Annotated in this window: 17 protein-coding genes and 1 rRNA gene; 15 read left to right on the top strand and 3 right to left on the bottom strand. The window is 53.0% G+C overall.

The window, feature by feature from the left end; translation table 11 throughout:
* Positions 1-9: 9 nt before the first annotated feature.
* A 5S ribosomal RNA gene (gene rrf / locus FOE74_RS11715) occupies positions 10-121 on the top strand.
* Positions 122-1,179: 1,058 nt separating this feature from the next.
* Positions 1,180-1,650: a CHRD domain-containing protein gene (locus FOE74_RS11710; RefSeq protein WP_149098771.1), complete on the top strand. Its 471-nt coding sequence runs from the start codon at positions 1,180-1,182 to the stop codon at positions 1,648-1,650.
* Between the two features lie 575 nt (positions 1,651-2,225).
* Here the strand turns inward: FOE74_RS11710 and FOE74_RS11705 are convergent.
* Positions 2,226-3,473, bottom strand: a complete 1,248-nt coding sequence (locus FOE74_RS11705) for a PQQ-dependent sugar dehydrogenase (RefSeq protein ID WP_149098770.1) — start codon at positions 3,471-3,473, stop codon at positions 2,226-2,228.
* 223 nt (positions 3,474-3,696) lie between these two features.
* Here FOE74_RS11705 and FOE74_RS11700 point away from each other — a divergent pair, with 223 nt between their 5' ends.
* The 9 genes from FOE74_RS11700 to pgl all read left to right on the top strand — a co-directional run bounded on the left by FOE74_RS11700 (position 3,697) and on the right by pgl (position 14,244).
* Positions 3,697-4,350, top strand: coding sequence for a hypothetical protein (locus FOE74_RS11700; protein ID WP_149098769.1), 654 nt, complete (start codon positions 3,697-3,699; stop codon positions 4,348-4,350).
* 98 nt (positions 4,351-4,448) lie between these two features.
* Positions 4,449-5,534, top strand: coding sequence for an FUSC family protein (locus tag FOE74_RS11695; RefSeq protein ID WP_149098768.1), 1,086 nt, complete (start codon positions 4,449-4,451; stop codon positions 5,532-5,534).
* Positions 5,535-5,832: 298 nt separating this feature from the next.
* Entirely contained in the window at positions 5,833-6,462 is a 630-nt protein-coding gene (locus FOE74_RS11690) for a serine hydrolase domain-containing protein (RefSeq protein WP_192576610.1), read from the top strand.
* Positions 6,463-6,956: 494 nt separating this feature from the next.
* Positions 6,957-8,465 (top strand): sensor histidine kinase, encoded by a 1,509-nt coding sequence (locus FOE74_RS11680; RefSeq protein WP_149098766.1) that lies wholly within the window; start codon positions 6,957-6,959, stop codon positions 8,463-8,465.
* 28 nt (positions 8,466-8,493) lie between these two features.
* Positions 8,494-9,174 carry a LytR/AlgR family response regulator transcription factor gene (locus FOE74_RS11675; RefSeq protein WP_149098765.1) on the top strand — a complete coding sequence of 227 codons (681 nt, stop codon included), beginning with the start codon at positions 8,494-8,496 and terminating at the stop codon, positions 9,172-9,174.
* A 232-nt stretch (positions 9,175-9,406) separates the two neighbouring features.
* Positions 9,407-9,892: a hypothetical protein gene (locus FOE74_RS11670; RefSeq protein ID WP_149098764.1), complete on the top strand. Its 486-nt coding sequence runs from the start codon at positions 9,407-9,409 to the stop codon at positions 9,890-9,892.
* 634 nt (positions 9,893-10,526) lie between these two features.
* A complete protein-coding gene (gene gndA, locus FOE74_RS11665) occupies positions 10,527-11,936 on the top strand; it encodes an NADP-dependent phosphogluconate dehydrogenase (protein ID WP_149098763.1) in 1,410 nt (469 codons plus the stop codon).
* 34 nt (positions 11,937-11,970) lie between these two features.
* Positions 11,971-13,506 (top strand): glucose-6-phosphate dehydrogenase, encoded by a 1,536-nt coding sequence (gene zwf / locus FOE74_RS11660; protein ID WP_149098762.1) that lies wholly within the window; start codon positions 11,971-11,973, stop codon positions 13,504-13,506.
* Between the two features lie 9 nt (positions 13,507-13,515).
* Entirely contained in the window at positions 13,516-14,244 is a 729-nt protein-coding gene (pgl, locus tag FOE74_RS11655) for a 6-phosphogluconolactonase (RefSeq protein WP_149098761.1), read from the top strand.
* Positions 14,245-14,519: 275 nt separating this feature from the next.
* On the opposite strand, the gene FOE74_RS11650 is transcribed toward pgl, so the two are convergent.
* A complete protein-coding gene (locus tag FOE74_RS11650) occupies positions 14,520-15,362 on the bottom strand; it encodes a transglutaminase-like domain-containing protein (RefSeq protein ID WP_149098760.1) in 843 nt (280 codons plus the stop codon).
* On the bottom strand, positions 15,359-16,102 hold the full coding sequence (locus tag FOE74_RS11645; RefSeq protein WP_149098759.1) for a peptidase: 744 nt from the start codon (positions 16,100-16,102) through the stop codon (positions 15,359-15,361). The genes FOE74_RS11650 and FOE74_RS11645 overlap by 4 nt, the downstream gene beginning before the upstream one ends.
* 661 nt (positions 16,103-16,763) lie before the next feature.
* On the opposite strand from FOE74_RS11645, the gene FOE74_RS11640 reads away from it, so the two are divergent.
* From FOE74_RS11640 to FOE74_RS11625, 4 genes are all read left to right on the top strand, one after another.
* On the top strand, positions 16,764-17,222 hold the full coding sequence (locus FOE74_RS11640) for a phosphatidylglycerophosphatase A family protein (RefSeq protein ID WP_149098758.1): 459 nt from the start codon (positions 16,764-16,766) through the stop codon (positions 17,220-17,222).
* Between the two features lie 264 nt (positions 17,223-17,486).
* Positions 17,487-20,093 (top strand): DUF5686 and carboxypeptidase-like regulatory domain-containing protein, encoded by a 2,607-nt coding sequence (locus FOE74_RS11635; RefSeq protein ID WP_149098757.1) that lies wholly within the window; start codon positions 17,487-17,489, stop codon positions 20,091-20,093.
* 180 nt (positions 20,094-20,273) lie between these two features.
* The gene (locus FOE74_RS11630) at positions 20,274-21,083 is read left to right on the top strand and encodes a metallophosphoesterase family protein (RefSeq protein WP_149098756.1); all 810 of its coding nucleotides are present in this window, start codon (positions 20,274-20,276) and stop codon (positions 21,081-21,083) included.
* Between the two features lies 1 nt (position 21,084).
* On the top strand, positions 21,085-21,687 hold the full coding sequence (locus tag FOE74_RS11625; RefSeq protein WP_149098755.1) for a hypothetical protein: 603 nt from the start codon (positions 21,085-21,087) through the stop codon (positions 21,685-21,687).
* Positions 21,688-21,694 lie beyond the last annotated feature (7 nt).

Genomic DNA, 21,694 nt, shown 5'->3' with positions numbered 1-21,694 from the left:
GCGAAAGATAATGGTGGCTATGTCGCGGGTGTCCACCTCTTCCCATTCCGAACAGAGAAGTTAAGCCCCGCCGAGCCGATGGTACTGCGGTCACACGCGGGAGAGTAGGTAGCCGCCAACCCCCTTACACCAGACACCCCCTCCTGCCCGTGCAGGAGGGGGTTCTTGCGTCTATCCCCAGGAGAAGGAGAGAGGAAGTTGATGGCAGCAGACAAAGGATTATAAAAAGGAAGCTTGGTGAAGATCATCCTCCCCAACAAAAGCCTGTACCCCAGGATAGAAACCGAAAGGTCCTATCTTGGGGTACAGGCTTTTTTTCTTTAACCTTAGTTATTAGGGGCATTCTTCATTGTAAATCCGTATTACTTAATCGCTCATGATTCTTAAGGCAATCTTTTTTGTATCTATCGTATTTTCTAAGTTTTAATCAATCACCATGAATTAGGGTTTTTCTATTAGTCGCTGATGGGGATGAATTTTCAAAAGTAGTGTTCCATTCGCACAGGTGAAGCTTATGATCTTTGCTTTAGGAGTTTAAGAACCTTCTATCAATTTGGTTCTTCAACTTAGGGAGTTGAGTCAAGAATTATCCCTTAACGTTAATTTGTCCTTGGAAAAAAGATTAATCTAGGCCTTGGTGTAGTCTTAGTAAGTTCATTTTATAAGCTGTTCACTTTAGAAGATTGGTGTATTTGCTGGATATTCTTTCCTAAACTCCTTTATACAAATTCTAAGGGTTGAACATTTTTGTGGGTTTCAAGTACACCAACTACTGGAGAAGGGGAAAAATATGTCAGCAAACAAACCTTTTTTTGGTTACTTGGTTCTACACAACGTGTATGGGCCTAGAACTAATTGGCCGGTAGTATGTAGAGCTTCTTTAGAAAAAATTTCAATCCGTACCTGTTGGCTCCAGTTGTAAATCCTTTTTGGTATTCCCCTATAAGAATTCCCTTGTTTTGGTTTAGTAGCTGGACCCTTTGTTAAAGGCTCAACCGTTGAAATAATAGTCGGGTAAAAGGTTAGAAGTTAGGCAGTTCGTTTTTTTTAGCTGGTAAAACAATCCAACAGAAGATTTATAAAGTTATTTGATTTTGATCCTTGGCGCAGCACGTCTCTTGTGCTGAGTGGAATGACTTACCCTTTTATAAGACAAATATCAAATGAAAATTTACTTTCATGAAAACTCCCTATTCCCTTGCCCGATTAATTTTTGCCCTGTTCATGTCCTTGGCCTTCGTAACGGTTGGTTGCAGCGATGATGATGACGATGATGATCAACCCACGAACATTGTCAAATTTCAGAACACCACTATAAGAGGTTCTGAAGAGGTACCTGCTAATTCATCTCAGGCAACCGGTACGTTTACTGGTTCTTATAACAAAGACACTAAGATTCTTACCTATACCATTACCTTCTCGGGGCTAACTCCTACGGCCATGCACTTTCACAGAGGAGACGTGGGCGTGAGTGGACCCATCGTGATTCCGATTGGCTCTGCCCCATATACCAGCCCCATTAACGCCCAAACGCCTGCTTTGACCGCAGACCAAGAGGCCGAACTTTTGGCTGGTAAATACTACGTGAACATCCACTCGGCACAATTCCCGGGTGGAGAAATCAGGGGCCAGGTGAGGCCGCAGCCTTAAGGAGAAGCTTTATAAAGTATCGAATCCTATCTCACTTGGGGCAGGAGAAGATTCTTTGGTATATATCAGAGGGTATGCTCCCACAAAATGGCGATGAATTAAACGCTATTTTGTGGGAGCATACCCTCTGATATTTTATGCCTGTTTTACCAAAAAGACCCTGAAATAGGGTGTTGGAGTATCCTAGGCCTCTTGTTTAAAAAAACAACTTTTATAAATTGGATGACGAATTATGTAGCATTTCCATGGTCCTCTTCAGGAAGCCAATCCAATGGAATTCTGGTTTTTGCCTTTTCATGATTCTATTCCCTCATCCAGTGAAGGCAATCCTTTAGCTGGTATGTTGGGAGGTAAATACCATATTGATGAGGAGTCACGTTTATTTGGGTTTGAATTATTTTTCCTTTTTTGCTCCACTTATTCTTGCATCTAGAGGCCATGTTGTTCGATTAACAGGAAAGAAGGGTAAACTACCTCTTACCTCCCGTGTTGGGGCTTTTCTTCTGAAACTTCCTTGAAACCAGTAGAGGAACCGAGTTTTTTTTTCCTGTGCCTACACTTCCTGTGGCAGGGAACTACCGTTGAGGAGTAATTTTCCAGAGTTCTCCGTTGGCTTGGTCGGTGACTAGGTAGAGGGCACCGTCTGGTCCTTGGCGTACGTCCCGGATCCGTTGGCCCCTGTCAGTGAGCAGGTGCTCTTCCCCGGTGACTCTGCCTTTCTCAATCTTCAAGCGTACCAGGCGCCTGTCTTTCAAACTTCCCACCAAAAGGTTTCCTTGCCATTCAGGGAATGCTGCTCCTGTATAAAATTGAGCCCCTGAGGGAGCAATAACGGGGTCCCAGTAATAGACTGGTTGCTCAAAACCAGCCTTGGCCGTGACGGAATTAGGTACCGGGTTCCCCGAGTATTCTTGGCCGTAGGTAACTAATGGCCAACCATAGTTCTTGCCTTTCTCCAACTGGTTTAACTCATCTCCACCCTGCGGACCCATCTCCACTATCCAAAGTTTACCTTCCTGGTCAAACGCTGCCGCCTGCACATTTCTATGTCCTAGAGTCCAGATTTCAGGTAGAGCGCCTGCTTCTGAAATGAAGGGATTACCAGGAGCGGGAGTACCGTCTGGGGTAAGGCGCAGGATCTTGCCCATGTGGCTGTTCAGGTGCTGCGCCTGGGGCCGTACGGCCAGATCTGACCGCTCACCTAACGTGACGTACAGCATGTTGTCTGGCCCAAAGGCCAGGCGGGAGCCGTAGTGCATGGTGCCGTTGTAGGTAGGCAAAGCCCTGAAAATGACCCGCACCTGCTCCAGACTCCTGCGGTCGGGAGACAAGACGCCGCGGGCGACACTGGTGCCGTTTCCGCCAGTGCGGGGTTCTGAGAAGCTCCAGAAGATGGTTCGGTCTGAGGAGAAGGTGGGGCTTAGCGCAACGTCCAGCAGACCTCCCTGCCCGCGGGCATCTACCTGGGGTAATCCACTAATAGGGGGGCCCACTTCCCCGGTAGGGGAAATGAGGCGCAACCGGCCCGGTTTCTCGGTGACCAGCAATGATCCATCGGGAAGAGGTTCCACTGCCCAGGGATTTTCCAGCCCTTTTGCTAAAACCGTTACGTTCAAGGCCACGCCAGAAGTAATACCACAGGCCCTGGTTTGGCCGGCAAAGGCAGGTTTTTGTGCCGGGGCATTGGCGGTTCGGTTTTCCAGGGGAGTGCAGCTGCCAACAGGGTTAGGTGATGGCGTTTCTTCCTGCTGGTTATCTTTTTGGCTACAGGCGGCGCCAGCCAACGTGAAGGCTACCAGGGCAAGGTTGACTAGTTGTTTCATGGCTTCAATTTTAACGGGAATCCCTCTGTTCGTCATTAATGACTTTGGTGGTCAGAACCAGAGCAGGTTTCCTATAGGTTTTTACTTCTTTCAACCGCAATAAGTTGGGCTTGTTTAACCTGGGAATACGTGCCGTGTTTTTTATACCTGGTTCACCACCTCCCTTCGGCGGTAGCCGTTAAAAAAGAACGGGAAATGGAATAGAACCGGAGGGCAGAATAAGATGGGCTTTTTCAGAAAGGTGGGGTGGCTGGTGGTAGCGACAATGGGAAGCTGCCTTCCCTCTGTAGGGCAGGGCCTCACAGCAGAGGTGTTTGCGGGCACTTCCTGGAGCCTGCCCACGCGCCTGAAAATTGAGCAACCTGGTCAGCCTCCTATTCAGATCAGGGCCCGCTACAAAACCCGCCCCTGGACCGGTTCCCCGTACTACGCGTACCGGCTGGGGTACCGGCAGTGGAGCGCTGAACTGGTGCACCATAAGCTCTACCTGGAGAACCCCACCCCCAACCTGGAGCATTTTGAGGTGTCACATGGTTATAACCTGGCAATGGTAAGCCGGGCTCTGCCGGGCCCCATGTCAAAATCATGGTTCAGGCTGGGGCTGGGGTTGGTGATTGGCCATCCGGAGGGGCGTTTGAGGGGCAAGAGCATCAACCCGGTGAAAAGTCTGCTGGGCGGCGGGTACCATATTTCCGGACTATGCCTGCAGGCCGCTGTGGGCCCAAAGGTTGGGTTTGCTGATCATTGGTTTTTCAGACCAGAGGCAAAACTAACCGCGGCCTGGGCCAGGATGCCCTTGGCGGGCGGTGGTTCCGCTACCGTCCCTAACATTGCTTTCCATACGCTATTTGGTATTGGTTACCGCAGCCACCGCTAAGGAAATGGCCATACCGGTGGTCGTTTTTCTATAGTGCCGAAGGTCCGAACGCCAACCAAAAACCACTATAGAAGTAAGAGTACCTAGTGGACAAGCTCATGAACATATTGGGCAGGGTGGGGTTGACCCTGCAGATAACCAAGACCGCTTTTGCGGCAGCCTTGTCCTGGTTTGTAGCTTCTACGCTCCTGCAGTCGGAGTACCCGTATTTTGCCGCCGTGGCCGCCATCCTAACAGTGCAGGTGACCGTGGCAGATTCAGTAGATAAGGCTACGCACCGGATCATTGGCATTATTGGCGGTGTTCTGGTGAGCATGTTACTGGGGCATTGGTTCCAGATTGGGGCAGTTTCCATTTTCTTCATCATCCTCCTGGGCATGGGTCTGGCTAAGGCTCTCCGCCTGAATCCGCAGATCATTTCCCAGGTGGCCATCAGTTCTTTGCTGGTGCTCGCCTTTGGCCAAACCCGCGAAGGGTACGCCTTTGAAAGAATCATAGAAACGGTACTGGGCTCTGGCATTGCCGTGCTGATCAACGCCCTCATTATTCCCCAAAACGCGATACCTGAGGTTGAACGGAGCATCTTGGCCTATAGCAGTCTTTCGGCTAAGACGCTACAGGGATTGGCGGTGCTGTTGGAAGACCTGGGCCCGGCCCGGAAAACCGGTAGGTCAGAGGTGGATGCTTTGATCAAGGAGGCCCAGGCTTGCCGGAAGTCACTGGATCTGGCCGAACAGAGCCTGAAATACAACCCCTTGCTCACGCACAAGCGCGAACGCCTCCATCACCTGGCAGAAACCATCGTGCAATTGGAAAGCATCACCATCCAGATCAGGGGCATTCGGCGGAGCTTGGCGGATATCCAGGAAAACCAGCCTCTCTACTTGGAACAGGCCTATGTGCAGCGGCTCAAACAAGCTATGGAAGCCACCGCGCACATCCTTTCGGCGTATGGGCTGGCGGCGGTACATGTCACCGCTGATACCCTCCAACACCTGCAAGACGCTATTGAAACCGCCCGGGTGGAGCAGGCAAGGTGCCTGGACAGCCTGAACAAAATCAGCTCTCTGGAGACCATCCGGGACATGGGTAGTATTCTCACTGATTTAGGGCGCATGGTGGCCGAAGCCCAGCCCTTGAAAGTTGCCAGGGAAACTGCCTGGCCTCCACCGGTGGCCTCCTGAAGAGCTCCGTTCCTTTTTCGCCTGGTTTTCCAGAAAGACGGGTAAAACGCCTTCTGTTACCTGCTGATTAAGCCTTTTGGAGCCGGTTACCAGCCAAAATTTTACCTGAACCCAGTTTCCATCCCATTTTGTAGGGCTTCCGTCACATTTAGTTTTTGTTGGTGTAAATGCTTCCTATCCTTGTCTTAAAGTTGCAGGGTTTTACCAGTGTTTAACGAAAACGATCATGGAAGCTATACCACAAAAATCTTTTCCCGGGGCCCAGCATCATGGAAGAAGCCTGGTCCTGAAAACCTTCTTGCTCTTGTTCGTCCTGGCAGGCGGAATGCTAGCCGGATGTGCGTCTACTGACTGTATTACCCCCCAGGCTTCCCGATCCAATACCAAACTTGCGCCCCCGGCCGAACCTGATTTGAGTGGGTTGGAGGCCTTGGCAGATTCATTGGCCCACAGTTATTTGGTGGCGGGAGACCTGCCGGGCCTTAGCCTGGCCATGGCGCAGGCGGGGGAGATGGTGTTATCCCAGGGGTATGGAGATTCCAACGGCGAAATGGGCATTCCTATTTCTCCGCACACCGTGTGCAAGATCAGGTCTTTGACGAAGCAGTTCACCGTGGCCCTCCTGCTGCGCCTGGCAGAGGAGGGGCAGGTACCCTTAGAGGATACACTCACGTTTTATCTGCAAGATTTACCTGCTCAAGGCCAGGAGGGCACGATGCGCCAATTTCTGAACCCTGCCTCGGGCCTCACCCAAGCCAGCTCAAGCCTGAACCGGCAAACGGCGCTAGCCCGCGGGGAAAAGCAATGGTCTAAGCTGGACTTGGCTTACCGTGAAATGGTCAAACGATTCGGGACCTGCCTTTTGCCTTCATCCCCGGCCAGAAGTACCAATACAACCACCTGGAATTTTGTTTGCTGGGCGCGGTGATGGCCCGGGTTACCAGCATACCCAACCAGGAAAACCTGGAAAAGGAACTATTGGAGCCGCTGAGCCTAGGATGAATTCAGTTCGCTTTGCCACCGCTTATCCCTAACCGCGCCCTGGGTAACGAGTTCTGTGACGACCAGCTGCTGAACGCAACCTGGGGCAGGAGGCGCCGCGGGAGCCATGTGCTCTACCTTCAGGAGATTTAGTACGCCGGCCGGCTTTTACACCAAGGCAATCAGGTGTTCCTACCGGAAACCAAAACGGCATGCGCATCACCTTTTTATTGGACAATGGCTAGGGTCAGCACCTCAAGATCAAGAAAGGGCCCTGGGGAAAACTCCTAGCGGTCTCAAGTCCTAAACCAGTCCTTGCGCCTGGGCTCACCTAGTTGCCGAAAGCGGATTTGGAGGTCCATCACATTTTAAGCGGCATTCGTCACATTTTCTGTTTTCCCTTATCCCTTTACCCTAACATTGTTTTATAAATAGAAGCACATGAAAGACCTCATCCACAATCCGCAGTATCTCAAGAAGATTGAATTCTGGGCGGTGACCACCATCTTTGTTTTTGCGGTGTTTTTTCTCAATACCACCTATCCGTATAGGTTAGAGGGCCGGTTCAGAGAGGCCAATACCCCCTTTTACTTTTACCAGGATTATTTCTTCCCGCTGTTTATCCAGTACCTGACCCTTTTTCTGGCGTTTCTGGTGCTTAATTTTATAGTAGTACCCAAACTGATCCTAAGGCAGCAACCCATCAGGTGCGCCTTGATTATCCTAGTCTCTTTTGGGGTGATTGGGTTGGTGTTTGGCACCACCAACACCTACGCCAAGAACTACCTGTTTGCCCGCTATGCCACTGAGCAGGACACCTATGACGCCTTGTTCAAAGAAAGCTTCTTCTACGCGTTCTGGCTGCTGTTGCTCTTCGGGGTATACTCGGTGATCAAATACGCGGGTTTGTACCTGCTCTCCAACTCAGAAGTCATCCAGGCCAAGTACAAGATCATTACCAGAGACGCCCTTGTAGCGTTCGTGCTCTGGATGATCAGTATGTTTCTGCTGCTCATTGCAGATGCCGAGGGAGAGTTGATAGTAGGCTGGGCGATTTTATTCCCCGTCGCCATTTTATTGTACTGCTATTCGTTTTACGCGCTCATTCCGGCGGCTTTACCAAAGAAGAATCCGTTTAGGGCTTATTTATTGAAAACCTTGCTTTTACTGGTGCTGTCTGTGCCGCTGGTGGGTTTATTGGCGGTGCTCATCACCCGTAGCCTTGATTACTCCTTTGGGTTTGCCATGTTCAATGTGGCCTTCCAGGTGCTTATTACCGCGCCGCTGGCTTGGGTCTTGTACAAGCGCCAGATGCGTGGCAACGCCGAGATCCATGACCTGAAGAAGGAACTGGGGCAATCCACGGCCAGCTTTGACTTCCTGCGGTCGCAGATCAACCCGCACTTCCTGTTCAATGCCCTCAACACCATTTACGGAACGGCCATCCAGGAAAAAGCCGAGCGCACGAGCGAAGGGATTGAGAAACTGGGCGACATGATGCGTTTCATGCTGCAGGAAAACATGCAGGAGAAAATACCCCTGTCCCGCGAGATTGAGTACCTGAACAACTACATCAGTTTCCAGCGCCTGCGCACTGATTCCAGCCCTAACGTGAACATCAGTTCGGTGATTGAATGCCAGCCCAACACCATCCAGATCTCGCCCATGTTATTGATCCCATTTGTGGAAAATGCCTTCAAACACGGCATCAGCCTCCGGGAGCCGTCGCACATCAGCATTACCCTGGAGGTGAAAGACCGCACGCTGTACTTTGACGTGCACAACAGCAAGCATCTGAAGCAGGGCACCGACCCGGAGAAACACAAAAGCGGCATCGGGCTCAAGAACGTGAAGCAGCGCCTGCACCTGCTGTACCCGGGCAAGCATGAGGTGATCATCCGGGAAACGGGCAAAGAGTTTTTTGTGCACCTCACGTTGCAGGTGGCATAGGTGCCGGGCTATTTGTACCTTGTGTTCCATGAAAGCGATTGCCATAGACGACGAACCTATTGCCCTGGAGATCATCCGGTCACACGCCTCCAAGGTTCCGTTCCTGGACCTGCGGGCCGAGTTCACCGATGCCTTCAAGGCCCTGGAGTACCTGCAGAAGGAACCCATTGACTTGCTTTTCCTGGACATCAAGATGCCCGATATCTCGGGCATTGACTTCTTCAACTCGCTCAGCAAAAAGCCCCTGCTGATTTTCACCACCGCCTATTCTGAGCACGCCGTGACCAGTTTTGAGATGGATGCCGTGGATTACCTCCTCAAGCCCTTTTCTTTGAGCCGCTTTATCAAGGGGTGCAACAAGGCGTTTGAGCTCTATAATTTCAGAAACTCCTCAGAAACCCAGGACCACCTCTACGTGAAAACCGGCTATGAGCAGCTGAAGATCATGTTTGACGAGATCCTGTACCTGGAGGCGACCGGCAACTATGTGACCTTCGCCCTGAAGGACAAGAACGTCTTGTCCAGGAGTACCTTCATGGAAGCCATTCAGCTGCTGCCCGCAGAAAAATTTGTGCGGGTGCACCGGTCGTACGTGGTGGCGGTGCATAAAATTGAGAGGGTGGAGCGGCATCAGGTCACTATCCACCAGAAAACCATTCCGTTAAGCGAGGCCTACCGGCAGAACCTCACCGCCGTCTTGGGCAGATAACCAGGAAATGATTCTCTCTGAGGGCATACTTTTCATTTTCTTTCCTTGTATGAAAAAAGCAAAACCCCGTTATTTGGCTTTAAACCAAGATCAGCGGGGTATTTCCCTGGCCAGGTGATCTAAAACACTTTCCCCCAGGCTGCGGAAGCAGCCGGTGCCTTAAGAGCCTGCGTTGATCCTGGACGACAAAACGTCTGAATAAGATTTTGTCTCCTTTTCAAAACCACCAAGGATGACGCACCAAGACCTGGTTCCTATTGCCTGCAAATGGCTCTTGACAGAAGCAAGCTGTGCTACTGTTTTTCAAGGCTGTGCCACTGGAAACGACCCGCCGCAGGACCCGGTGGTGCTGGGAGTGGGCTCTTTTGGAAGAAGTATATTCATTAAGTTTTTTGTTTCCCGCTCAGATTTTGAGAAAGAGACCCAAACCCAGTTCTGGCAATTACCGGTCAACGGGGTAGGGCGCTACCGGTTCCTGTGCGTACCCTCTGGCCTGGTCAAAGAAGAGGAAACGCCACCCGGCTGGGGGCTGCTGAATATAAGCGAAGGAAAACAAGCCTCCTGCATCTTGAATCCCTATTGCCCCACGGGCAGCGAGTTCTGGCGCCACGGTTTTGAGGATTTTGCCCTCTATGACGTGCTCCGGAAAAACGATGGCATGGCCAGTGCCCTGCATCGGCTGCAGTTCAAAGCGGTGGTAGACCTTTCCCTGGAATAAGTCTTTCTATTTAGCAGCATCACGAACAGCGGGTAGGGGCAAGGCCTGGTCAATGCCCACCTTATCTAAAAATAGAAACCTCCCCGCAACCAAAGCGGCCTCTACTCCTCCCTTTGGACTTAAGACCGGTGCTCTGTTCCTCCGGTAGGTAGTGTTCTGGTTGAAGGACCCTTGACACCAGCACCTTCAGGACACCCTGTCTAATGTTCTGGACTATACTTAGAAGCGAGCTGAAACCGGTCTTCTTTTTAAAATTCCCACCTCTGCTTTCCGGCTGTTTTTGCAAAAGAAGGGCCAAAACCGGTTGAACCCCATTTAACCCCTAGTAAATTACGCTGACGACAGAAGCCGCCCCTTCAATTTCCGTCCAGAGTCTGGTTTGTTTTCTGTTTTTATAAAACAAGGCTTAAAATGAGGCTGTCAGGTTAAAATAAGGTGGAGTACCTAAGTGAAAAGGAGCGGGTTACGGGCCAGCAGGAAGTGCATAGGTATGCCAAAGGTGGGCGGAAAGGAAGCACCTGGGCCCAGCCGCCGACAGGGTGGCGCCCACATTTATTAGGGAAATACCTTATTGTTTATCAAATTACCTCCGTTTCTCAATTTCCAATGAATCACATAAGCTTGCAGTACCACTATGGAATATGACTTCGGTATAGTAGGGTTGGGCGTAATGGGCCGAAATTTACTTTTGAATATAGCTGATCACGGCTTCTCTGCGGTGGGTCTGGACCTGGACCCTGCCAAAGCCGCGGCTTTTGAGGCTGAAGCCACCCTCGGCACCACCGTGAAAGGCACCACGTCCATAGAGGAATTTGTGGCGTCTCTGCAGAAACCACGCGCCGTGATGTTACTGGTGCCGGCCGGCAAGGCAGTTGACGCCGCTCTTGCCTCTTTGACCCCGCTGCTGGAACCCGGTGATATTGTCATTGATGGGGGCAATTCCTACTTCCCAGACACTGATCGCCGTGTGCTGGCCCTGCGCGAGATGAACCTCCATTTCTTCGGAATGGGCATTTCGGGCGGCGAGAAAGGGGCCCGGTTCGGGCCCAGCATGATGCCCGGCGGCGACCGGCAGGCCTATGAGCGCCTACGGCCGGTGTTTGAGGCCGTGGCGGCCAAGGTTGACGGCGAGCCGTGTGTGACCTACCTGGGCAACGGGTCAGCGGGCAATTACGTGAAAATGGTGCACAACGGCATTGAGTACGGCATCATGCAACTCCTGGCAGAGACCTATGACCTACTGAAGCGGGGCCTGGGGTACTCAGACGAAGCCTTGCAGCAGCTGTTTCAGTCCTGGAACACTACCGAGGTGCAGTCATTTCTGGTGGAGATCACCGGCCAGATTTTGGCTAAGAAAGATGATTTGACCGGCCAGCGGCTGGTGAGCATGATCTCTGATTGGGCGCGCCAAAAAGGCACCGGCAAATGGACCTCGCAAAACGCCATGGATCTGCAAGTGCCGCTGCCCTGCGTAGACATGGCCGTGACCATGCGGGACATGTCAGCGTACAAGCAGGAGCGCATATTGGCGGCCCAACAGCTGGCCGGCGTATTCGCCCCCACTAATGCTGCGGAAAATGACCCGCTTTTTGAGAAACAGCTGCTAAACGCCTTCTATTTTGCCATGCTGGTAACCTACGCCCAAGGGCTGGTACAGCTGCGCGTGGCTTCCCATACCTACCAATATGACTTGCAATTAGCCGAAGTGGCCAAAATCTGGCGAGGTGGCTGCATCATCAGGGCAGCGTGCCTGGAAGACATCCGGCAGGCCTTTGCCACTTCCCCAGACCTGCCTAACCTGTTGCTGGATGCTGCCATTGGGCAAGACCTGGTGCGCCGGCAGCAAGACCTGCGGGCCGTGGTGAAAACCGCCATTGACAAAGGTATTCCCGTACCGGGAATGATGGCCTCGCTGGCGTACTTTGATGCCTACCGCAGCGAGACCTTGCCTACCAACCTGATTCAGGCCCAACGTGATTATTTCGGCGCCCATACCTATGAGCGCATTGACCAGCCAGGGGTTTTCCATACCCAATGGAACTAGCGTGTGCCAACCGCAAAAAAAAGTAATTGATTGAATGAAAGTAACTAAGAAGTCTGGTAAGGAAGCCGTTCCTACCATAGTAGTGATCTTTGGGGGCACCGGTGATTTGACCAAGCGCAAGCTGCTACCCGCCTTTTACAACCTGTTTCTGGCCGGGTGGCTGCCGGAGGAATTCGCGATCATCGGGCTAGGCCGCTCTGCTTTTACGGATGAGAAATACCGGGCCCACCTGCAGGAAGGCTTAACCGAGTTTTCCCGCACCGGAGAGCCCAAAGCCGATATCTGGGATTCGTTTAACCAGAAAATCACCTACCTGCAGTCTGACATCCAGGATGCGGGCGCCTATAAAAAACTGGGCGACAAGCTGGATGCCCTGGACCAAGCCTGGGGTTTGCGCGCCAACCGCCTGTTCTACCTGTCGGTGGCGCCGCAGTTCATTGAAGCGGTTACGGTCAACTTGCACGAGGCGGGCCTGGCCAATGAGGTGGAGAAAGATCACCTGATCGTAGAAAAACCCTTCGGCAAAGACCTGGAATCTGCCCGGCACCTGAACAAACTGCTGACCCAGCATTTCCAGGAAAGCCAGATCTTCAGGATAGACCATTACCTGGGCAAAGAGACCGTGCAGAACATTTTGGCGTTCCGGTTTGCCAATGCCTTGTTTGAGCCGCTCTGGAACCGTAACTACATTGACTTCGTGCAGATCAGCGTGATGGAGCAGGTAGGCGTGGAAGACCGCGGCGGCTACTACGAGGGCGCCGGTGCCCTGCGCGACATGATCCAGAACCACCTGCTGCAACTCATGTGCATGGTGGCCATGGAACCACCCGTTTCTTTTGAGGCCGAGGAGATCCGGAACCGAAAAGCCGATGTGTTGCGGGCCATCCGTCCTTTGACCCATGAACAAGTGACCCGGTACGCGGTGCGGGGCCAATACGGTCCCGGTTGGCTGCAGGGCAAACAAGTGCCCGGTTACCGTGAAGAGCCCGGCGTAGACGCCCAATCCAACACCGAGACGTACGCCGCCGTGAAGTTCTACCTGGACAACTGGCGTTGGCAAGGGGTGCCGTTCTACCTACGCACCGGCAAACGCATGCAGGAAAAGACCTCTACCATCACGGTGCAGTTCCGGCCCGTGCCACACTCCACATTCTCCAACAAGCTGTCTGAGAATCTGCTGCCCAACCGTCTGACCATCAACATCCAGCCCCAGATGGACATCCGCCTGCGGTTCACGGCCAAACGACCTGGCCTGGAGATGGAGCTGACCCCGGCCGAGATGGTTTTTGACTATGACACCTGCTCTACCCAAACCCCCGAGGCCTACGAGACCCTGCTCCTGGACGCTCTGCAAGGTGATGCCACCTTGTTCATGCGCTCTGACCAGGTAGAGGCGGCCTGGGAGGTGATCACGCCCGTGCTGGAAACCTGGGAGTCACGCCCCTCGTTGGAGTTCCCTAACTACTCAGCGGGTATGTGGGGTCCTGAGAACGCGGAGGCGCTGATTGCCCGCGAAGGACACACCTGGGCGGTTTCAAATTTTTACAACGGCCAGAAAAAAGGCAAATAACGCAACGGAATGATTCAAGTTTATAAGACTACCGAGGAGCTGAGCAAAGCCGCTGCCGATCTTTTTGTGCAGGCAGCCCAGGAAGCCGTGCAGGCGAACGGCCGCTTTACCGTGGCCCTCACCGGAGGTTCCTCGCCCGAGCAGTTATACAGAATGTTGGCCCAGCCGCCCTACCGGGACCTGGTGCCGTGGCAGCAGACCTTCGTGTTCTGGGGCGACGAGCGCTGGGTGAACCTGGAGGACGACCGCAGCAACGCCAAAATGGCCTTCACTACCTTGCTGCACCACGTGCCGGTGCCCCAGGAGCAGGTGTTTCCCATGTGGGGAGAAGGAGAGCCCGAGGAGTTTGCCATTGACTACGAGAAAAAGCTCCAAAGCCATTTTGCCAACATGCCAGCCCAGTTTGACCTGGTGCTTTTGGGCATGGGCGATGACGGACACACTGCCTCGCTTTTCCCCGGCACCCCGGTGCTTAAGGAAAGGGAACGTTGGGTGCAGGCCTATTACCTGGAGCCGCAGTCTATGTACCGCATCACCTTGACCGCGCCTTGCCTGAACCAAGCCCGCAAAATCGTGTTCATGACTTACGGTGAGAAGAAAGCCAAGGCCCTGCAGGAAGTACTGCAAGGGGAGCACAACCCAGAGACTTACCCGGCCCAACTGATCCAGCCCCAGCAAGGGGAAACGGTTTGGCTCGTGGACGAAGCGGCAACTTCCTTATTAACTGCCCAGCCCTGATTTCAGCCTCTTTTCTTGAAAACAACCCTAAAACCCTCAGGTCTTCTCATCAGAAGATAGCCTGAGGGTTTTTCTTTCTTTGGAGAAAAGGGTGCCCGACTACTTCTTGCCTGAATAGCCTTTATGGGAAGGAGGCCCGCTGGGGAAGTCGCTTGTTTCCTGGCTATTTTGTGAAAAGTGGGCCAAATCGTGGGCAGTTGAATCTAGCCAAATCCCACTGAGCCCTTTTAAAGGAGTTTCTCTGTCAAGAGAGGCCCCGTACTAGACCTTCTTACTTATTGAAGACAATATCCATGGGTAGGGGAGGAACCGTCTACAGGTGTAAAATCAGGGTCTAGCAGGTGAAAGTCCACGGCCAGTTCCTGGAACTGGAGCTGGCCAAACGTACTGGCTACCGCCGTTTCGGCGGCATCCACGCCCGTGGCAATCTTCACCAGCCCGTTCAGCGGCACCAGCTTGGTGGCGTCAAACAAAACCCAGTGGCCGCCCAGGTACACCTCAAAGCAGGCGTGGAAATCGGCGGGTTGCAGCCGGTAGGCGTAGCCGGTGCAATAGCGGGCCGGAATGGTGAGCGCCCGGCAGAGGGTGACGCCCAAATGGGCGAAGTCGCGGCAAACCCCTACGCGTTCTGTCAGGGTGTCAAGGGCCGAGGTATGCGGGGTGGTATAGCCGCCGCTGTATTCTACGTGGCTGTGGATCCAGTCCCGCACGGCCATGACCTGCTCAAACGCATGTTCCAGGTGCCCGAATTGGCTGGCCGCCAGCCGGTAGAGCCGGTCAGACTGGCAATAGCGGCTGGGGTTCAGGTAGGGCAGCACAGAAGCGGGCATTTCGGCTATGGGCACATGGTTCAGTTGTTCAGCCGGAAGCACCGTGAGGTGGTTCTCTACTAAAACGTTGTAGGAGAAGGTGACGGTGCCGGGCGTGACCACCTGCAGGCGGCTGATTCTTTTTTCTCCGGCCACGGCCCGCAGTTCTTCTCTTTCTGTATCTGGTGGCAAGGTGAAATGCTCTTGTATCACCTTTTGGCGCTGCGTTGGAAAGGGCTGCACCGAGAGCAGGATGGTGGAAGGGGAATCAACCGCATAAGTTAAGTGGGTGGTGATTTCTGCTTTCATAAAGGAGTGGCTGGGGTAGGGGGAAGTTTCTGGAAGGCCGCCTGCATCCAATCTTCCGGCAGGCGGTCTAAGGCACATTTCAGTTCGTGGGCCCATTGCTCAGACACCAATGCCAGGTCTTTGGCATCATAGCGGTGCTCTACCATCTCAAAGCTGTGGTTGCGGTACAGCACCACATCTATGGGGAAGTCCACGTCATTGGCGCTGACCCGGGTAGAATCAAAAGAAAGGAAGCCGGCTTTGAGGGCCATCTGCATGGAAGAGTCTTCGGTGACAGCCCGGTTCAGGATAGCCCGCCCGTGCCCAGAGTTCCCGATTACCACAAACGGTGCGCCCTGGCCCAGTTCCACCCAATTTCCCTCAGGGTAGAGCAGAAACAGTTTATGTTCTTCGTCGTCTTTTAGTTGGCCGCCAATGATGGTGTTCAGGTTGAACTTGAACCCGGCGTGTTCCAGGTCTTCCCGGTCTTCGCGCGCCACGCGTTTCACCTGGGCGCCAAATTCATTCACGGCCTTGTATAGTTTGTTATAGGTGGTACCGCTGTCAATGAGTTCCTTAAAATACAGCACCGCCTTGTCCCGCACCGACCGCAAACCGCTGGTCATGATAAAAAGGGCATGGTGGTCTTGTTGCTGCACGTAGATCTTCTTTTTCTCCGTGGTTTCTGACCCCGCGGTGATTCTAGTATCAGCAATGGCTACCAGTCCTTCTTTTACTTTTATTCCCAGGCAATAGGTCATATTCAGGCAATTAAAACGGTGAACGAAGCTGCCGCAGGTACACTTTTGGTGCCACAAGACAGGCGGTTTCTTCTATCCTTCGCACAGCATACGTGTTTTTCCGAAACCAAGGCAGAAATAAGTAAGGCAGTTCCGCTCATTCTTAAAGGCGTGCCGGTAAGGTATAGGCAAGGTGAAAATTCAGGAGCTACTTTGGTGCTGCCTACCTGGTTCTTTATGTTGCGGGAGACTATCCTAGAGGATATCTGGGGAAGGAAATCTGCCATAAAGTATTACCTTTGGACCGAAATACGTTTTGGGTCTAATTTTTATAAAGGAGAGAGGAAGCAAGGTTTGGAACAGGGCCATTCACCCTGCCTACCCTTCTGTTCTAATGAGGCCGTAAAACGGGAGGAGCCTGGCCAAATTCCTGTAAAGGCAAAAGTACGCAGGCGAATCATGATAATAACAGAGGAGAAATCTATGAAGACATAAGTACCCTTAGCTTGAAAGAGACTTTAGGATCGGGATACCCTACCTCAGGCGAGCTACTCAAACTTCTTCCATCAACAAAGGAAAGTCCTGGAAGGCGTTGCCACCCAAGAGGAGCCAGGACTAAAGTGCTTGGAGGGGCTACTATCCGGAACTCAGAAGACACCCATTATCCGCGTATAACCGCAAGATGATCCAGCTACACAAACTCATTTCCAGCAGCCTTGGCATTGGGTACCTGGGCAAAGGCGGCGGCACGGTGGCTGCCATGGTCACCTGCCTGGGCTGGTATCTCTGGCCGCGTGATGGGCAGGACCTTGTTTTTTGGCAGGTGGCGGTGACGTTTCTGATAACGGCGCTAGGCATCTGGTCAGCTAACGCGGTGGAGCCCCACTGGGGCAAAGACGACAAGAAAATAGTGATAGACGAGGTAGCGGGCATGTGCATCAGCTTGCTGTTTGTGCCGGTAACCCTTCCTAACGTGTTAGGGGCCCTGGTTCTGTTCCGCTTCTTTGACATTGTGAAGCCTTTGTTCATCAAAAAGATGGAAAAATTGCCGGGCGGTTGGGGCGTGATGCTGGATGATGTATTGTCTGGCGTTTACGCCAACGGGCTCTTGCAGCTTCTCCTTTATCTAGGCTTCTTCTAATGGTCTATGTTCTACCCGGTGCAGGCCAATTCTTCTGGACTACCCCCTACTGATTTTCTGATGCTGACGACCGCCAGGAAACCAGGAAAATAGGGCAAAAGAGAGCCACCTTTCTGGGCATTTTCTGTAGTGGAATCACCTTCTCCCCAAAGACCGCACCTGGGTGTCCCTATCCACCCAACCACTTGGGTGGGGTTTATTTTTCGAAAGTCCTTTTCCCGGTGAGGGTGGGCTTTTTTTACCGTTTTATAGATCAATAGAGTTATGTATTTAGTTAACAAGGTATATGTGAACCTCTTGCATATACTGGTTTGCTGCGTGGCCTTTCTAGCCATGGGAGCCTCCTCTCATCCGGTACTGGCCCAAAGCGCTGCTACCACCCTCATCAAAGGAACCATCAAAGACGCCTTGACCCATGAACCGCTCATTGGCGTCTCCATCTTTATTCCGGGGACCAACGTGGGGGCCAGTTCAGACCTTGAGGGTAATTTCTCCCTTAAGACAACCCAGCCCCAGACCACCATCCAGTTCACCTATCTGGGCTACAAACCCAAAACCGTCACCTTTACCCCAGGCCAGACGCAAATCCTGCACGTGCGGTTGGAGAGCGACGCCAAGAAACTGAACGAGGTGGTGATCAAAGGCCGCAGCCGGAACTACAGCAACAAGAACAACCCGGCGGTAGACCTGATTCGGTTGGTGGTAGATCACAAGTCGCAGAATCGGCTGGAGAGCTATGACAACGTGCAGTACCAGCAGTATGACAAACTCCAACTGGCCCTGGCCAACACCCCCGAGAAGCTGAGCAATAACCTTCTGCTGAAGAAGTATGACTTCCTCCGGAAGAACCTGGACACCACCACCCTGTCCGGTACCGCCCTTTTGCCGCTGTACATGCAGGAAACCATTTCTGACCAGTTTTACCGAAAAGACCCCGAAAAGAAGCGTACCCTGGTGCAAGCCGAGAAGAAGGTGGATTTCGGCGAGTTCGTCGTGATCAAATCCTATGTAAAGCACATGTACCAGGACATCGACCTTTACAAGAACAACATCACCATACTCACGAACCAGTTCCTGAGCCCAATTGCTGACCTGGCGCCCACGTTCTACCGGTTCTACATCACAGATACCGTGGTAGTGGATGGCCAGAAACTGACCGAGCTTTCCTTCAGCCCCAAAAACGAGACCGACTTCCTGTTCACGGGAAAACTTTACGTGACCACAGACGGCAGGTATGCCGTGCAGAAAGTAGACATGGAAGTGGGCAAGAAAGTGAACATCAACTGGGTCCGCAGCCTGCACATCCAACAGGATTTTGCCAAACTGGCCGACGGGCGCTACAACCTGAGCAAAAGCGTGGTGAAAACGGAGTTCGCGGTATTGGAGAAAGACAAAGGCGGCGTGTATGGCGAGCGCACCGTGACCTACCAGGATTATGAGGTAAACCAACCCCAACCGTCCAATTTCTATGAAGGGGAGGCCCTTGCCCAGGCCCCGGTGGCCACCCAACAAGATGACGCGTTCTGGGCCACCCACCGGCCCGATAGTTTAAGTTTATCCCAGGCCAACACCTACCTGAGCATGGACAGCCTACGGAACACCCGGTCCTTCAAAAGAATCCTGGACTATGCCACTCTCTTCATTGCGGGGTATAAACACGCCGGGCCTTACGTGGAGATTGGTCCGGTGAACACGTTCTACAGCTTTAACCCGGTAGAAGGGTTCCGGCTGCGGGCCGGAGGCAGGACCACCACCACGTTCAGCAAGAAAGTGATGCTGGAGTCTTACGCCGCCTACGGGTTCAAAGACGAGAAATGGAAGTACTACCTGGGCGGAACCTATTCCTTCACAGACCGCTCCATCTTCGCGTTCCCGGTGCGCGCTTTGCGGGTGAATTACCAGAAAGACACCAAAATCCCGGGGCAGGATCTGCAGTTTGTGCAGGAGGACAATTTCCTGCTTTCGTTCAAGCGCGGCGACAACGACAAATGGCTCTATAACGAAACCTACAACTTAGACTACCTGCATGAGCTGCGCAACCACTTCTCCTTTAGGGTAGGGTTCAAAAACTGGAAACAAACGCCGGCCGGAAGTTTGGAGTACCTCAAAGCAGGCACGGTTTCACCCATTGAAGGAACCCCCACCACTTCCCCCGACCGGGTGGAGCACCTGACCACCTCTGAGATGCGGTTGGAATTGCGCTGGGCGCCGAAAGAAGAGTTTGTGCAGGGCAAGCTGTACCGGTTCCCCATTGTCAATAGGTACCCTGTCTTCACGCTGCGGGCGGCAGCCGGGGTGAAAGGGCCCTTCAACGGCGAGTATGACTACCAGAGCCTGACCCTGAACGCGGCCAAACGCTTTTACCTGTCGCAGGTGGGGTTCTCAGACGTGGTGGCCGAGGGCGGGTACATCTTTGGCCAGGTGCCGTTCCCGCTCTTGTCCATCCATAGGGCCAACCAGAGTTACTCGTACCAGTTACAGGCCTATAACCTCATGAACTTCCTGGAGTTTGTGAGTGACCAGTACGTCAGCCTGCATGTGGACCTCTGCTTCAACGGGTTTCTCTTCAACAAGCTGCCCTTGATCAAACACACCAAACTGCGCGAGTTTGCCACGGTGAAGGTGCTGTATGGCAAGGTGCGGGAAGAGAACAACCCCGCGTACCACCAGGAGTTACTGGCCTTCCCCACCAATCCCCTTGGGTTGCCTTTCACGCATTCCCTGGACAAGAAACCCTATGTGGAAGCCAGTGTGGGCGTAGGGAACATCTTCAAGTTCTTCCGGCTGGATGTGGTGAAACGGCTGTCTTATCTAGATCATCCGGGAGTATCAGAGCTGGGGTTGAGGGGGAGGTTCAAGTTTGATTTCTAAGCCGAAACCGCCGTGCCTGACCCTACCCATGGAGTGGCTTGCCATCAGGTAAGCACTCCGTAATGCCCAGGTTTGGGGCTACTCCATTGGTAATTCCTCCAATAAAATGAACCCCAATAGCTTTCTCCTTTTATACTACTCAGAAGGAGTGTTTTTCCAAATGAATGACCGCTAATCCATATGAAATTACGCTTACTTTGGCTTTTGTTACTGGCGCAGCTCCTGGTTTCCTGCGACGGGCTTTTTGAATACCACCCCAACCAGATCATCCTGGAGGAGAGCGAGAAAAACCTGACCCAGAAAAACCTGAACCGGTTGTTGGCCCAGCCTCCGCAGGATACCCTTACCATTCTGCTCATGGGAGACACCCAGCGGTTCTATGACGCCACCCAGGCCTTTGTGAAGAAGGCCAATACCTACCCCCACATTGACTTTGTGGTGCACCTGGGGGATATCTCAGACTTTGGCATGTCACAGGAATACCAGTGGGTGCATGACCTCATGAAAGACCTGCGGTGGCCGTACCTTACCGTGATTGGCAACCATGACATGCTGGGCAACGGCCGAAAGGTCTACCGCAAAATGTACGGGGCCTTCAACTATTCCTTTGTGTACGGCACCACCAAATTTGTCTTGGCAGATACCAATGGCCGCGAAGCCGGTTTCAGTGGCAAGGTGCCCGACCTGGACTGGCTGGCGGCAGAGCTTACCCCGGAACCCGGCGCCACCTGGCAGCAGGCGGTGGTTCTTTCCCATGTGCCACCCTTTGACAATGATTTTGACCCTGCCCTGGAGCGGCCCTACCATGAAACCCTGGTTCGCAGCAAACGGGTTCCGCTCAGTCTGCACGGCCACAAGCACAGCTGGACCACTGAAGCTAAATACGGCGGTCAGGTCCTGTACCACGTGACCACCTTTGTGAAAGAAAGAGGCTTCACCCTGCTTACCTTATGGCAAGGGGGGTACCGCCTGGAAAGGGTCTACTACTAACATGCGGCTGATATACCTAAGTCTCGCGCTGGTTCTGCTGACTAGCCTCACCTCACCCGTCCTCGCCCAGAAATTACCTTTAGACTCGCTTAGAAAGCCTTCCCGGCATTACGCCAAATCCCAGTTTGCCGGCGATATTGGCTTGGTCTCCCTGGGGCTTGGCCGCCAGTTTCTCAGAAACAGGCTGGAAGCGGACCTTTCCCTGGGGTTCCTGCCCAAAAAAGTGGGCGGCGATGACATCTTCACCCTGGCGGTCAAAGCCACGTATCTCCCTACCAAGCCGGTGGCGGTGGGCAGGGTAGACTGGTGGCCCATCACCCTGGGCGGCCAACTGGGGTATACCTTCGGGGAAGAGTATTTCGCCTCTGAAAGATACCTGAGCAAATACCCCAACTCGTATTACCGGTTCTCTACCGCTTTGAACACGTATTTCTTTGCCGGGGGCCAGGTGAATCTGGCCAGGATAAGAGGCGGACAGCGGTGGACCGGGTATTATGAGGTAGGTGCCCCCGGCGAGTATCTTGTTTCGTACCTCACCAATCCCCGCTACCTGAGCCCGGGAAAGATTTTCAACCTGGCCCTGGGAGCGAAGTTTTCCTTATGATTTCCTG

Origin of the sequence: Rufibacter glacialis, assembly GCF_008271745.1 — a bacterium.
GTDB lineage: Bacteria > Bacteroidota > Bacteroidia > Cytophagales > Hymenobacteraceae > Nibribacter > Nibribacter glacialis.
Note: the sequence above shows the minus strand (reverse complement) of the source record. Positions and strands in the feature narration are given on the sequence as shown.